The sequence below is a fragment of the Caballeronia sp. LZ043 genome (assembly GCF_031451075.1).
Lineage (GTDB): Bacteria > Pseudomonadota > Gammaproteobacteria > Burkholderiales > Burkholderiaceae > Caballeronia.
Map to the genome: position 1 here is coordinate 266,264 of NZ_JARUXT010000003.1, position 12,080 is coordinate 278,343.

13 protein-coding genes are annotated in these 12,080 nt (G+C 63.5%); 7 read left to right on the forward strand and 6 right to left on the reverse strand.

All coding sequences use genetic code 11. The annotated features are described in order from the left end of the window. The first annotated feature begins 35 nt into the window (after positions 1 to 35). Both hfq and QCE64_RS21460 read left to right on the forward strand, forming a co-directional pair. Positions 36 to 296, forward strand: a complete 261-nt coding sequence (gene hfq, locus QCE64_RS21455; RefSeq protein WP_309818489.1) for an RNA chaperone Hfq — start codon at positions 36 to 38, stop codon at positions 294 to 296. Positions 297 to 601: 305 nt separating this feature from the next. Beyond that, entirely contained in the window at positions 602 to 1,975 is a 1,374-nt protein-coding gene (locus tag QCE64_RS21460; RefSeq protein WP_310006118.1) for an amino acid permease, read from the forward strand. Between the two features lie 4 nt (positions 1,976 to 1,979). Here the strand turns inward: QCE64_RS21460 and QCE64_RS21465 are convergent, their stop codons facing one another. The 5 genes from QCE64_RS21465 to QCE64_RS21485 form a co-directional block, all read right to left on the reverse strand. Continuing rightward, positions 1,980 to 2,852 (reverse strand): nucleotidyl transferase AbiEii/AbiGii toxin family protein, encoded by an 873-nt coding sequence (locus tag QCE64_RS21465; protein WP_310006120.1) that lies wholly within the window; start codon positions 2,850 to 2,852, stop codon positions 1,980 to 1,982. Then, positions 2,840 to 3,928 (reverse strand): hypothetical protein, encoded by a 1,089-nt coding sequence (locus QCE64_RS21470; RefSeq protein ID WP_310006122.1) that lies wholly within the window; start codon positions 3,926 to 3,928, stop codon positions 2,840 to 2,842. Before QCE64_RS21470 ends, QCE64_RS21465 begins: the two co-directional genes overlap by 13 nt. 196 nt (positions 3,929 to 4,124) lie before the next feature. Continuing rightward, the gene (catC, locus tag QCE64_RS21475; protein ID WP_309818499.1) at positions 4,125 to 4,403 is read right to left on the reverse strand and encodes a muconolactone Delta-isomerase; all 279 of its coding nucleotides are present in this window, start codon (positions 4,401 to 4,403) and stop codon (positions 4,125 to 4,127) included. Between the two features lie 74 nt (positions 4,404 to 4,477). Beyond that, positions 4,478 to 5,605, reverse strand: coding sequence for a muconate/chloromuconate family cycloisomerase (locus QCE64_RS21480; protein ID WP_310006124.1), 1,128 nt, complete (start codon positions 5,603 to 5,605; stop codon positions 4,478 to 4,480). A gap of 104 nt (positions 5,606 to 5,709) precedes the next feature. Beyond that, positions 5,710 to 6,633 (reverse strand): LysR family transcriptional regulator, encoded by a 924-nt coding sequence (locus QCE64_RS21485; protein WP_309818503.1) that lies wholly within the window; start codon positions 6,631 to 6,633, stop codon positions 5,710 to 5,712. Positions 6,634 to 6,809: 176 nt separating this feature from the next. Here QCE64_RS21485 and catA point away from each other — a divergent pair, with 176 nt between their 5' ends. From catA to benD, 5 genes are all read left to right on the forward strand, one after another. Beyond that, on the forward strand, positions 6,810 to 7,745 hold the full coding sequence (gene catA / locus QCE64_RS21490) for a catechol 1,2-dioxygenase (protein WP_309923359.1): 936 nt from the start codon (positions 6,810 to 6,812) through the stop codon (positions 7,743 to 7,745). A gap of 113 nt (positions 7,746 to 7,858) precedes the next feature. Next, positions 7,859 to 9,217 carry a Rieske 2Fe-2S domain-containing protein gene (locus QCE64_RS21495; RefSeq protein ID WP_309923361.1) on the forward strand — a complete coding sequence of 453 codons (1,359 nt, stop codon included), beginning with the start codon at positions 7,859 to 7,861 and terminating at the stop codon, positions 9,215 to 9,217. Beyond that, a complete protein-coding gene (gene benB, locus QCE64_RS21500) occupies positions 9,214 to 9,702 on the forward strand; it encodes a benzoate 1,2-dioxygenase small subunit (RefSeq protein WP_309923363.1) in 489 nt (162 codons plus the stop codon). The genes QCE64_RS21495 and benB overlap by 4 nt, the downstream gene beginning before the upstream one ends. Before the next feature lie 34 nt (positions 9,703 to 9,736). Then, positions 9,737 to 10,759, forward strand: a complete 1,023-nt coding sequence (gene benC / locus QCE64_RS21505; RefSeq protein WP_310006127.1) for a benzoate 1,2-dioxygenase electron transfer component BenC — start codon at positions 9,737 to 9,739, stop codon at positions 10,757 to 10,759. Further along, positions 10,756 to 11,532 carry a benzoate diol dehydrogenase BenD gene (gene benD / locus QCE64_RS21510; RefSeq protein WP_310006129.1) on the forward strand — a complete coding sequence of 259 codons (777 nt, stop codon included), beginning with the start codon at positions 10,756 to 10,758 and terminating at the stop codon, positions 11,530 to 11,532. The genes benC and benD overlap by 4 nt, the downstream gene beginning before the upstream one ends. Before the next feature lie 119 nt (positions 11,533 to 11,651). On the opposite strand, the gene QCE64_RS21515 is transcribed toward benD, so the two are convergent. Further along, entirely contained in the window at positions 11,652 to 11,972 is a 321-nt protein-coding gene (locus tag QCE64_RS21515; protein ID WP_310006131.1) for a DUF1330 domain-containing protein, read from the reverse strand. Positions 11,973 to 12,080: the final 108 nt, after the last annotated feature.

The window sequence follows — 12,080 nt, forward strand, 5'->3', positions numbered from 1 at the left end:
AGGCCATTCCTGTTTAATTACCGATCGAGCTTGCCATGTCAGAAGCTGTTACAAATCCGCAAAATGATTTCCTGAACGCGTTGCGCAAAGAGCGCAAGCGCGTCGCTATTTTTCTTGTCAACGGGATCAAGCTGACGGGCCACATCCAGTCGTTCGATCCTTACATGGTCTATCTCAGCTCGACAGCCGGCGCGCAATCCATCTACAAGCACGCCATTTCCACCATCAGCGAAGATCACGACCGTCCGCATCGCACGGATCGCCCCGAGCGCCGTCCGCACGGGCCGGCCCGCTGAGCGGCGCGGTTGCTTCCTGGCTTTGCATCCCTTCCCGTTGCGCTGACCGCGTCGCGAGCCCCGATTGCCGGGGCTCGACCGAACGCGCGTTCCAGTGCACGATCTCGCGCCGGATCCGGCGCGATACAATTTCCTTTCTCGAAACAGGCCGCGGATGAAATTCTGATCGCTGAGTCAGGGTTTGTCTGTGTCCGTTAGGAAATCATATTGTGCGGCAGGAAATCTACACTGATTCCCCTGAAACGGACGGCGCGCGCTTCGGCATCGCCGTGTCAGGTTCAACCGCATAACGAGGGAGAGGGCACGTGGCATTGCAAGAAGACGGCACGCTCAAACGCGGCCTGAAAAATCGTCATATTCAGTTGATCGCGCTCGGCGGGGCGATCGGCACCGGATTGTTTCTCGGCATTGCGCAGACCATCAGGACGGCGGGTCCGTCGGTGCTGCTCGGTTATGCCATTGCCGGCATCGTTGCGTTTTTCATCATGCGCCAGTTGGGAGAAATGGTGGTCGAGGAACCCGTCGCCGGTTCGTTCAGCCATTTCGCCGACAAGTACTGCGGCCAGTATGCAGGCTTCCTGTCAGGCTGGAACTACTGGGTGCTCTACATTCTCGTGTCGATGGCCGAGCTTTCCGCCGTCGGCATCTACGTCCAGTACTGGTGGCCGGGCATGCCCACGTGGATCTCGGCGCTCGTCTGCTTCTGCGTCATCAACGCCATCAACCTCACGAGCGTGAAGTCTTATGGTGAACTGGAGTTCTGGTTCGCGATCGTGAAGGTGGTCGCGATCGTCGGGATGATCGGCTTCGGCGGCTATCTGCTGCTTTCCGGCAGCGCAGGCCCGGAGGCCAGTGTGTCGAACCTGTGGCGCCACGGCGGTTTCTTCCCGAACGGCGTCTCGGGGCTCGTGATGGCGATGGCCGTCATCATGTTCTCGTTCGGCGGACTGGAACTCGTGGGCATCACGGCGGCGGAGGCGGACGATCCGTCGCACACCATTCCGCGCGCCACCAATCAGGTCATCTACCGCATTCTCATTTTCTACGTGGGCGCACTCGGCGTGCTGCTGTCGCTGTATCCGTGGCAGAAGGTGGTGACCGGCGGCAGCCCGTTCGTGCTGATCTTCCACGCGATGAACAGCAATCTCGTCGCGCACGTGCTCAATGCCGTTGTGCTGACGGCGGCGCTCTCGGTCTACAACAGCGGCGTGTACTGCAACAGCCGGATGCTCTACGGCCTCGCGCAGCAGGGCAATGCGCCGCGCGCGCTGCTGCGGGTCAACGCGCGCGGCATTCCGCTCGCCGCGCTCGGCGTCTCGGCGCTCGCGACGGCCGTCTGCGTGCTGATCAACTACCTGATGCCGGGCAAGGCGTTCGAATTGCTGATGGGCCTCGTGGTGTCCGCGCTGATCATCAACTGGGCGATGATCAGCCTGATTCACCTGCGGTTCCGTCGTGCGAAGGCGCGCGCCGGCGAAACGACCACGTTCCGCAGCCTCGGCTATCCGCTGACCAATTATCTGTGTCTCGCGTTCCTCGCCGGGATTCTCGTCGTGATGTGCATGATTCCCGACTTGCGCATGTCGGTTTATCTGATTCCCGTGTGGCTCGCGGCGCTCGGCGTGGGCTATGTCGTGCGGAACCGGCGGACGCGGGCGGGGCTGGCGGTGTCGCGCTGAAGCTTCATTCGCGCAGGCCCATGGCGCGCAACAGCGCGTCGATCTGCCCGAACGCGTCCTGCTGCCACTGGTCCGGCGTGCGGTCGCCCAGCGCTCGCGTATCTTCGACGAAGCGCCTCACGCAGGTCGGGCCGTGCGCCTCGAAGGACGCGAATTTGTCGGCGATGTGAGCGAAGCCCCGCGCGCCGCTCGCATGCTCCAGCAGCGGCCGGCACTCGGCTGCCAGCGCCTCGATGCCGCCGGCATAGTTGCGCACGCAATAGTAGATGTCGTACGCATCCTTCTGCTTGTAGCGGCCCGCGAGCGCATGGCCTTTCATGGCCAGCAACGCCGGGATGGAACAGACGGCAATCTCCACGCGGTTCGTGCCGCCGTTCGGCATCGGTCCCGCCACCGCCACCAGTTGATAGAAGCGCATGGCCAGGTCGGCGCCTTCGGCGCGCTGCACGGCGAAGTCGCTGATCAGCGGCGGCACGTTCTTGACGATCTCGGCATCGCGCGGCATCAGAAAATCGACGATGACGTCGATCGCTTCCCCGCCGTCGCGCACGGCAACCTGCCGCACCAGCTGGAAGCGCCGCAGCCCGGCGCGCTGGCTGTAGCCATGACCTTGCAGCGTGCCGACGAGCGTGGCGTATTCGCCGTCGCCGAGCGCTTCCGCATCGAGCCCGACATCCACGTCGAGCGTGCCGACGTGCGGCATGTCCTCGTTGGCCAGCAACAGCCACGGCACCGCGCCGCCGATGATGGCGAACTTGCCCTTGAAGCTGCCGAGGATCTGACCCATTTCGATCAGCACGGACTTGACGGCGGCGGTGGTGCGGTCGTCGTAGTCGGCGGCCGATTGCGGTTCGTGGGGAGGTGTCATCGGGACCATGGAAGTTTTTCCTGGCGCAGGTGGTCGGCGGCCTCCGCGCCACGTTCGCCGGCAATGGAGAGGTCGAGCCAGGTCTGGACCGGGCTGGTGCAGATGGCGCCCGGCGCGGGCTCGATGGTATCGGCCAGCAGCGCCGGATCCTTCGGCAGAAGGATGCTCACGTTTTCGCCCTTCAGGACCGGCGCCAGCTTGAGCGCGGCTTGCAGCGTGCGCAGGCCGTCGTCATCGGCGAAAAAATAATGGGTGCCGGTGCGGCCGTAGGGCGCCAGCCATTGCGCCGCCGAGAAGGAGGCGAAGGCCGCATGCCCGGAAGCGTCCGGGGCGCGCAGTGCATTGCGGGCTGCGTCTTCGAGCGCGCTGCCGTGCAGCGGCGTATAGAAGCGCAGCAGTTCGCCGGCCGGCGCGGTGTAGCTGTCGCGCCATGCGTCCAGCAGGGCGGCCGGCGCACAGAGCACGAGTCCGTCGTCCGAGGTGCGCGCCCATTCGCGGTCGAGCAGGCCGTTGCGGACATTGCTGACATGCCCGAGGCTGACGCCCGACAGGTCTGCCAGGTCGCTGACGCGCCACGCGCGCTCCGGCTCGCGCAGCATGACCCGCAACACTTGCGCGGATTTCGGTCTGAACAGGGACTTGAGTTCGCGTTGTTCCGCCTGCGGCTTGTCCGCCACGATGCGTTCGATGAAGACGTTGCCGAACGCTATCCGGGTGTTGCCCTGCAGGTCCAGATAGCTTGCGTGTTCCTCGCTGCACATCTGCCTGACTGCGGGCGAAATATACGGGGCGATGAACACAGGTGTGGCGCCCGGCGGATGGCGCGCGACATGACGGCGCAACTCCAGCAGCGCGGCGCGCGCGTAGCGCGGTTGACCGCTTGGCTTGAGCACGCAGATGAGCGAGTGCCGTTGGTCATTCACCGTGATCCGGAAGATGAGGTCCGGTTTCCAGTCGTCGAACTCGGAAACCGTGTCGATGCCTTCAACCCTGAGCACGGGGACGCGCGCGAGCAAGTCCCGCAAGGCCGATTTGGCTTGCTGCAGACTGGGAGCGGATTCTCCGGTGGGAAGGGGGTCTTTCATCAAATAGCCTGGTTTCAGCATTTGTTGAAAATACCATATTTACTGAAAATCCGCCAGTTTTCACTGTTTTGGCTAGTTTCAACATTTGCTGAAATCAGCCAATTTACTGAAATTCAGGTGCAAGGCCTATCGTCGTTCGTGCGTGCGTTGGCCCGACACGCGCCGTTTCGCCCGCACGAAGCCGCGGCGCGCGCACTCAATGAATCGACGAAGGGTGTTTCGCGAGCGCGGTCACCTTGACTGTCATGTACGGAAACAGCGGCAGCGCCGAAAGCAGGGTGTGCAGCTCGTCGTGCGAGTCGACGTCGAAGACACTGTAGTTCGCGTACTCGCCCACCACGCGGTGCAGTTGCTGCCACTTTCCGGAGCGCTGCAGTTCCTGCGAGTATTCCTTCTCGCGCGCCTTGATGGAATCGGCCGTGGCTGCGGGCATGTCGTGCGGCAGGTGCACGTCCATTCGTACCAGATAAAGCATGTCGTTTCTCCGGATGATTGAAGACATCCCCGCCGTTCGGGCCGCGCGCGGATGCCGTGGTGATGGAGCCGTGTTCAGGCGCGCTTGTCGCGGCGATAGAACGCGAGCTTGTCTTCGTCGATCTGCAAGCCGAGACCCGGTCCTTCCGGCAGATGCAGGTCGAAGTCGCGGTAGTGCGGGCGCGCGGTGACGATGTCGTCCTTCAGCAGCAGCGGTCCGAAGAGTTCGGTGCCCCACGCAAGCTGCGGCAACGCGCTGAAGCCGTGCGCCGAAGCAATCGAGCCGATGCTGCCTTCGAGCATCGTGCCGCCGTACAGCGAGACGCCGGCCGCGTCCGCGATGGCGGCGGTGCGCAACATGCCGTAGATGCCACCCGATTTCGCGATCTTCAGCGCGAACACATCGGCGCAGGCGTTGCGTACCAGTTCGAGCGCGTCTTCCGGCCCGGTCACGGCTTCGTCGGCCATGATGGGCACGATGAAGCGCGCCGCGAGCCGCGCCAGCGCGTCGCGCTGTTCGCGCGGCGTCGGCTGTTCGATCAGGTCGATGCCCGCCGCCTGCAACGCTTCGATGCCGAGCGCCGCGTCGGTCTCGTTCCAGGCCTGGTTCACATCCACCGTGACCTTCGCGCGATCGCCGAGCGCCGCCTTGATCTTCGACACGTGCGCCACGTCGTCACGCACGCCGCGCCGGCCGATCTTCAGCTTGAACGTGTGATGGCGGCGCTCGGCGAGCAGCATCTCGGCTTCCTCGATGTCGCGCCCGGTGTCGCCGCTCGCGAGCGTCCAGAGCACCGGCAGCGTCTTGCGCACCGCGCCGCCGAGCAGTTCGTTCAGCGGCACGCCGAGGCGCTTGCCCTGCGCATCGAGCAGCGCGGTTTCCAGCGCGCACTTGGCGAAGCGGTTGCCGCGCGCGACCTTGTTCAGCCGGAGCATCGCCGCGTTGATGTTGGTCGCGTCCTGACCGACGAGCGCCGGCGCCAGATAGGTATCGATGGTCAGCTTGATGCCTTCGGGACTCTCGTCGCCATAAGACAGCCCGCCGATCGTCGTGGCCTCGCCGATGCCTTCGATGCCGTCGCTCGAACGCAGGCGCACGATGACGAGGGTTTGCTGCTGCATCGTCGCCATGGCGAGCTGATGCGCGCGGATAGTCGGGAGATCGACCAGGATCGCTGAGACGGACGTGATGTGGGCGTTCATACCTGAAATGTCGGGAAGGGAGGGTTGCTGAAGTATTGCGCGCCCGATATTCGCCTGTCCAAGACCATCGACGTCTAGTCTCATACCCTCGAGGTATGAGCGTGTCACGTACCCCGGTCGGTGCGCGGGGTGTAGTCGATGCGTTCCTCCTCATACAGCCGGTAGATGAGTTCGAGCATCTCGCGGATGTCGCGCGACTCGTCGAGCGCGCGCATGCTCATGATGATTGGCGAGACGAGCGTCGGATCGTCGAGTTCCTGATAGCTGACGTCGTCGCGCTTGAGACCGTAGACGCTGCTCGGCACCACGGAAATGCCTTCGCCCGCCGCGACCAGACCCAGCGCGATCTGCAACTCGCGCACTTCGTAGGTCTTGCGCGGCGCGAGCCCGCGGTCCTGAAACGCGGACAGCACCTGATCCGCGTAACTGGGACGCGGCGCCTTCGGAAAGATGATGAGCGTTTCGTTGATCAGGTCGCGCAGTGCGAGCACCGGTTTGACCAGCGACAGCGGATGACCCACCGGCAGCGCGACGATCATCTTTTCCTCGCGCAGGATCACGCGGCGAATGTTGGCGTCTTCATGCCGGATCCGGCCGAACCCGACGTCGATGCGCCCGTCCTTCAGCGCGCGGATCTGGTCCATCGTCGACATCTCGTGAAGACTCAGTTCGACGGTGGCGTTTTCGTCGCGGAACCGGCGGATGATCTTCGGCAGCATGCCGTACAGCGTCGAACCCACGAATCCAACCGAAAGACTGCGTTCGATATTGCCCACGCGCCGCGTCATCGATTCCAGCTCGGAGGTCTGCGCCAGCAACTGCACTGCGTGGGAATAGAAGAACTTTCCCGTCTCGGTCAGCTTGAGCGGACGCGACGCGCGTTCGAACAGCTGCACGCCGAGCGTTTCTTCGAGCTGCTGGATCTGCCGGCTCAACGGCGGCTGGGCGATATGCAGCCGCTGCGCCGCGCGCGTGAAGTTGCGCTCTTCCGCCACCGCGACGAAATAACGAAGATGCCGCAATTCCATTTCGATACCTCCTGGATATAGCCCAATACTAAATCAGTGTTGGACCGGGCGTTCTGGCGTCGACTATTCTGCCTTCACGCTCTGTTTCAGCACCCGATCATACCTTCCGAGCATATCTGTGTCGGCGCTGGAGCAGGGGTTAACCCCACTAAAAACAGCGAGACACAGGAGCAGACATGAACGTCAAAGTGTTCGATACGAAGGAAGTGCAGGACCTGCTGAAGGCCGCTTCCAATCTCGGCGGTGAGGACGGCAATGCCCGCGCGAAGCTGATTACGCATCGCTTGCTGGGCGACCTGTTCAAGGCCATCGACGACCTCGACATGACGCCCGATGAAATCTGGGCCGGCGTCACCTACTTCAACAAGCTGGGCCAGGATGGCGAAGCCGCCTTGCTGGCTGCCGGCCTCGGCCTGGAGAAGTTCCTCGACATCCGCATGGATGCGGCGGACCGCGAAGCCGACATCCACGGCGGCACGCCGCGCACGATCGAAGGCCCGCTGTACGTGGCCGGCGCGCCGGTGCGCGACGGCGTGTCGAAGATCGATCTCGACGCCGATGCCGACGCCGGCCCGCTCGTGATCCGCGGCAAGGTGACGGGTCCCGACGGCAAGCCGGTGGCGCACGCGGTAGTGGAATGCTGGCACGCGAACTCGCACGGCTTCTACTCGCACTTCGACCCGACCGGCGCGCAAAGCGACTTCAACCTGCGCGGCGCGGTCAGGACCGGCGCCGACGGCGTCTATGAGTTCCGCACGCTGATGCCGGTGGGCTACGGCTGTCCGCCGCAGGGCGCGACGCAGCAACTGCTCGATGCCCTTGCACGTCATGGCAACCGTCCGGCGCACGTGCATTTCTTCGTCTCCAGCGACCAGCATCGCAAGCTGACGACGCAGATCAACATCGAAGGCGATCCGCTGATCTGGGACGACTTCGCCTACGCGACCCGCGAAGAACTGGTGCCGCACGTGGTCGAGAAGAGCGGCGGCGCGGCGCTCGGACTGAAGGACGATGCGTACCGCGAGATTGACTTCGACATCCAGCTCACCTCGCTCGTGCAGGGCAAGGACAACCAGCTGGTGGAGCGTCCGCGCGCAAGCGTCGCGGCTTGAGCGCCTCGTCTTGACGCGGCGGCGCGCGGACTGCGCGGCCGCCTTCCTACCCCGAATCAAACTTCACCGATGCAAGGGCTTCGTTCACTGAAGCCCGCATAGGGAGAGCACTCATGTCCGCCATCAACGACCGCGCCCGGCAACTGGACGATCTGCTGCAAACCGCCGTTCAGGACGACAAGGAAAGCGGCGTCTACCGCTGCCGCCGCGACATCTTCACGAACGCCGACCTGTTCGATCTCGAGATGAAGCACATCTTCGAGAGCAACTGGGTTTATCTGGCGCACGAAAGCCAGATTCCCGCGAACAACGACTACTACACGACATGGATCGGCCGGCAGCCGGTGGTCGTGACGCGCGACAAGACCGGCGAACTGCATGCGGTCATCAACGCCTGTGCCCACAAGGGCGCGATGCTCTGCCGCCGCAAGCACGGCAACAAGGGCAGCTTCACGTGCCCGTTCCACGGCTGGACCTTCTCCAACACCGGCAAGTTGCTGAAGGTGAAGGACGAGAAGACCACTGAATATCCGGTGCAGTTCAACAAGCAGGGCTCGCACGATCTGCGCCGCGTGCCGCGCTTCGAGAACTATCGCGGGTTCCTGTTCGGCAGCCTGAACCCGGATTCGATGCCGCTCGAAGACTATCTCGGCGAGACTCGCGTGATCATCGACCAGATCGTCGATCAGGCGCCGGACGGGCTCGAAGTGCTGCGCGGCAACTCGTCCTATATCTACGACGGCAACTGGAAGATGCAGATGGAAAACGGCTGCGACGGCTATCACGTCAGCACCGTGCACTGGAACTATGCCGCGACGATGGGCCGCCGCAAGGTCGAAGGCACCAAGGCCGTCGATGCCAACAGCTGGAGCAAGTCGGTGGCGGGCGTGTACGGCTTCGAGCACGGCCACATCCTGCTGTGGACCCGGACGATGAATCCGGAAGTGCGGCCGGTGTACCGGCATCGCGAGGAACTCAAGGCGCGGGTTGGCGAAGTAAAGGCGGACTTCATCGTCAACCAGACCCGCAACCTGTGCCTGTATCCGAACGTGTTCCTGATGGACCAGTTCAGCACGCAGATCCGCGTGGTGCGTCCGCTCGGCGTCGACAAGACCGAGGTCAGCATCTTCTGCTTCGCGCCGAAGGGCGAAAGCGCGGAGCAGCGGGCACTGCGCATCCGTCAGTACGAGGACTTCTTCAACGTCACCGGCATGGGCACGAGCGACGACCTCGAGGAATTCCGCGCATGCCAGGCCGGTTATGCGGGCACGACTGCGCTGTGGAACGACCTGTCGCGCGGCGCGCCGCTGTGGATTGAAGGCGCGGACGAGAACGCCAGGCACATGGGCCTCAAGCCGCTCATCTCGGGCGAGCGCAGCGAGGACGAAGGGCTGTTCGTCTGTCAGCACGAGTACTGGGTCGAGGTGATGCGCGACGCGCTGAAGAAGGAGCAAGCGGAGGTGCCGGCATGAGCTTCGATTACCAGACCATCTGTGCCGCGCTGTATCGCGAGGCGCGCTTTCTCGATGACCGCCAGTGGGACGAATGGCTCGGCTGTTATGCGGAAGACGTGACTTACTGGATGCCCGCGTGGGACGACGACGACCAGCTCACCGACGATCACGAAAGCCAGATCTCGCTGATGTACTACCCCGACCGGGGCGGACTCGAAGACCGCGTGTTCCGCATCAAGACGGAACGCAGCGGCGCCTCGTTGCCCGAGCCGCGCACGAGCCATAACGTGACGAACGTGGAAGTGCTGGCCGAGCGCGGCAACGAAGTGGACGTCCGCTATAACTTCGACACGCTGAATCACCGCTACAAGATCACCGATCATTTCTTCGGCACGATCTTCGTCACGTTCCGCAAGGTCGACGACATTCTCTTGATCGCGAGAAAGAAGATCGTGCTCAAGAACGACACCATTCGCCAGGTGCTCGACGTGTATCACGTCTGAGTTCCGCGATGAGAGACAGCACGCAGGAGGCAACATGACCAGCTTCAACATTGCACTGAATTTCGAGGACGGCGTGACGCGCTTTGTCGAATGCAAGGCGGGCGAAAAAGTGCTCGACGCCGCATTCCGCGCCCGGATCAACCTGCCGATGGACTGCTCCGACGGCGTCTGCGGCACCTGCAAATGCCGCGCCGAAAGCGGCCGCTACGATCTCGGCGACGAGTACATCGACGACGCGCTCACCGAAGACGAAAAGGACAGCGGTCACGTGCTCACCTGCCAGATGATTCCGGAGAGCGATTGCGTGATCGCGGTGCCGGCATCGTCGACGGCCTGCAAGACCGGGCAGAGCACGTTCGCGGCGACGGTCACGAAGATCGAACCGCATAACGACGCCGCCGTCGTGCTCGAACTCGATGTGGACGCCGCAGCGCCCGTGTTTCTCGCGGGCCAGTACGTGAACATCGACGTGCCTGGCAGCGGCCAGCATCGTTCGTATTCGTTCTCGTCGGCGCCGGGTGAAACGAAGATCAGCTTTCTCATCAAGAAGATTCCGGGCGGCGTGATGAGCACCTGGCTCGAATCCGCGCAGGCAGGCCACAAGGTCGAACTCACCGGACCGCTCGGCAGCTTCTACTTGCGCGCGGTGGAGCGGCCGCTGTTGTTCCTCGCGGGCGGCACCGGGCTGGCGCCGTTCCTGTCGATGCTGGAAGTGCTGGCGCGCGCGGAGTCGCAGCAGAAAGTGCATCTGATCTACGGCGTGACGCGCGATCTGGATCTGGTGCAAGTCGAAGCGATCGAGGCCTTCACCGCGAAGCTGCCGAACTTTACCTTCAGCACCGTGGTCGCCGACGCGGCGTCGGCGCATCCGCGCAAGGGCTGGGTCACGCAGCACATGCCGGCCGAGTCGCTCAACGACGGCGATGTGGACGTGTATCTGTGCGGTCCGCCGCCGATGGTCGATGCCGTGCGCAAGCATTTCGACGACAACGGCGTGAAGCCGAACAGCTTCCACTACGAGAAGTTCACGCCCAACGCCGCGCCGGTGACCGCATGAGCACGCCACGTTTCGACGGCAAGGTGATGGTCGTGACGGGTGCGGCGCAGGGCATCGGGCGCGGTGTGGCGTTGCGCGCGGCGGCGGAGGGCGCGAAGGTGCTGTTCGTCGATCGCGCGGATTTCGTCGCCGAGGTAGCAGCCGAGGCGCGGGGCGCGCAGACCGCGGGCTTCGTCGCGGATCTCGAAACCTACGAAGGCGCTGCCGCCGCGATGGCGTTCGCGGTGCGCGCGTTCGGCCGTATCGACATTCTGATCAACGGTGTGGGCGGCGCGATCCGCATGCGCCCTTTTGGTGAATTCGAGCCGGCGCAGATCGACGCGGAGATCCGCCGTTCGCTGATGCCGACGCTTTACGCCTGCCACGCGGTCCTGCCGTATCTGCTCGCTAACGGCGGCGGCACCATCGTCAACGTATCGTCCAACGCTACGCGCGGGATTCGCCGCGTGCCGTATTCGGCGGCGAAGGGCGGCGTGAATGCAATGACGCAGGCGCTCGCGATGGAATACGGCGAGCACAACATCCGCGTGGTGGCCGCCGCGCCGGGCGGAACCGAGGCGCCGCCGCGTCGCGTGCCGCGCAATGCCGCCGGCGATAGCGAGCAGGAGAAGACCTGGATGAACGAAGCGGTGCGGCAGGTCAAGGAATCGACCTTCTTCAAACGCTACGGCACGCTGGACGAACAGATCGCTCCGATCCTGTTTCTCGCGTCCGATGAAGCCAGCTATATCACCGGGGCCGTGCTGCCGGTGGCGGGCGGCGACAACGGCTGAATATCCCGAGCCGATAAGCTTGCAGCCGCTTAAGCAAAAGCACTACAAGAACACTAAAACTTTGCTTAGCCGCGCTCAGCCGCTTCGCTTGGAATTCCGTCAAGCAAGGCAAGTTCGTCTTAGCGCAGGATATCGCCGGCGCGATGCCCTGCCTCGACACCCTCTATGAGAATGACCGCGCCGCGCGAATGGTTGGTCCTGAGCGGCAGGATGACCCGATAGGCATCCGATCCGTACCACGCGCGCGCCTCGGCCAGCGACGGAAACTCGATGATGACCAGATCGCCTCGCCACTGCCCTTCGCGCACATCGGGCGGCGCGCCATGCACGATGAAGCGGCCTTCGAACGGTGCGAGCGTGGCATCGATCTCGTCGAGATAACGAATGATGTCGTCGTTCATGACGACGTCATGAAGATGCGCAACGGCATAAGCGGACATGATGGACACTCCATTAAGCGGGTATGTCCATGTTCGCGGTAAGACTGAGCGATGTCGATTACCTGGCAGGTAAAAAGCGCTCTCTCGAGAGGCGGCATTCCTCATACC

Excerpts from the sequence above, each read along its gene's own strand:
- benD (WP_310006129.1), top strand. The coding sequence starts at position 10,756 with ATGAGCACGCCACGTTTCGACGGCAAGGTGATGGTCGTGACGGGTGCG.
- QCE64_RS21470 (WP_310006122.1), bottom strand. The coding sequence starts at position 3,928 with ATGAAAGACCCCCTTCCCACCGGAGAATCCGCTCCCAGTCTGCAGCAA.
- QCE64_RS21495 (WP_309923361.1), top strand. The coding sequence starts at position 7,859 with ATGTCCGCCATCAACGACCGCGCCCGGCAACTGGACGATCTGCTGCAA.
- QCE64_RS21485 (WP_309818503.1), bottom strand. The coding sequence starts at position 6,633 with ATGGAATTGCGGCATCTTCGTTATTTCGTCGCGGTGGCGGAAGAGCGC.
- catC (WP_309818499.1), bottom strand. The coding sequence starts at position 4,403 with ATGCTTTATCTGGTACGAATGGACGTGCACCTGCCGCACGACATGCCC.
- catA (WP_309923359.1), top strand. The coding sequence starts at position 6,810 with ATGAACGTCAAAGTGTTCGATACGAAGGAAGTGCAGGACCTGCTGAAG.
- benC (WP_310006127.1), top strand. The coding sequence starts at position 9,737 with ATGACCAGCTTCAACATTGCACTGAATTTCGAGGACGGCGTGACGCGC.
- QCE64_RS21480 (WP_310006124.1), bottom strand. The coding sequence starts at position 5,605 with ATGAACGCCCACATCACGTCCGTCTCAGCGATCCTGGTCGATCTCCCG.
- benB (WP_309923363.1), top strand. The coding sequence starts at position 9,214 with ATGAGCTTCGATTACCAGACCATCTGTGCCGCGCTGTATCGCGAGGCG.
- QCE64_RS21465 (WP_310006120.1), bottom strand. The coding sequence starts at position 2,852 with ATGGTCCCGATGACACCTCCCCACGAACCGCAATCGGCCGCCGACTAC.
- hfq (WP_309818489.1), top strand. The coding sequence starts at position 36 with ATGTCAGAAGCTGTTACAAATCCGCAAAATGATTTCCTGAACGCGTTG.
- QCE64_RS21515 (WP_310006131.1), bottom strand. The coding sequence starts at position 11,972 with ATGTCCGCTTATGCCGTTGCGCATCTTCATGACGTCGTCATGAACGAC.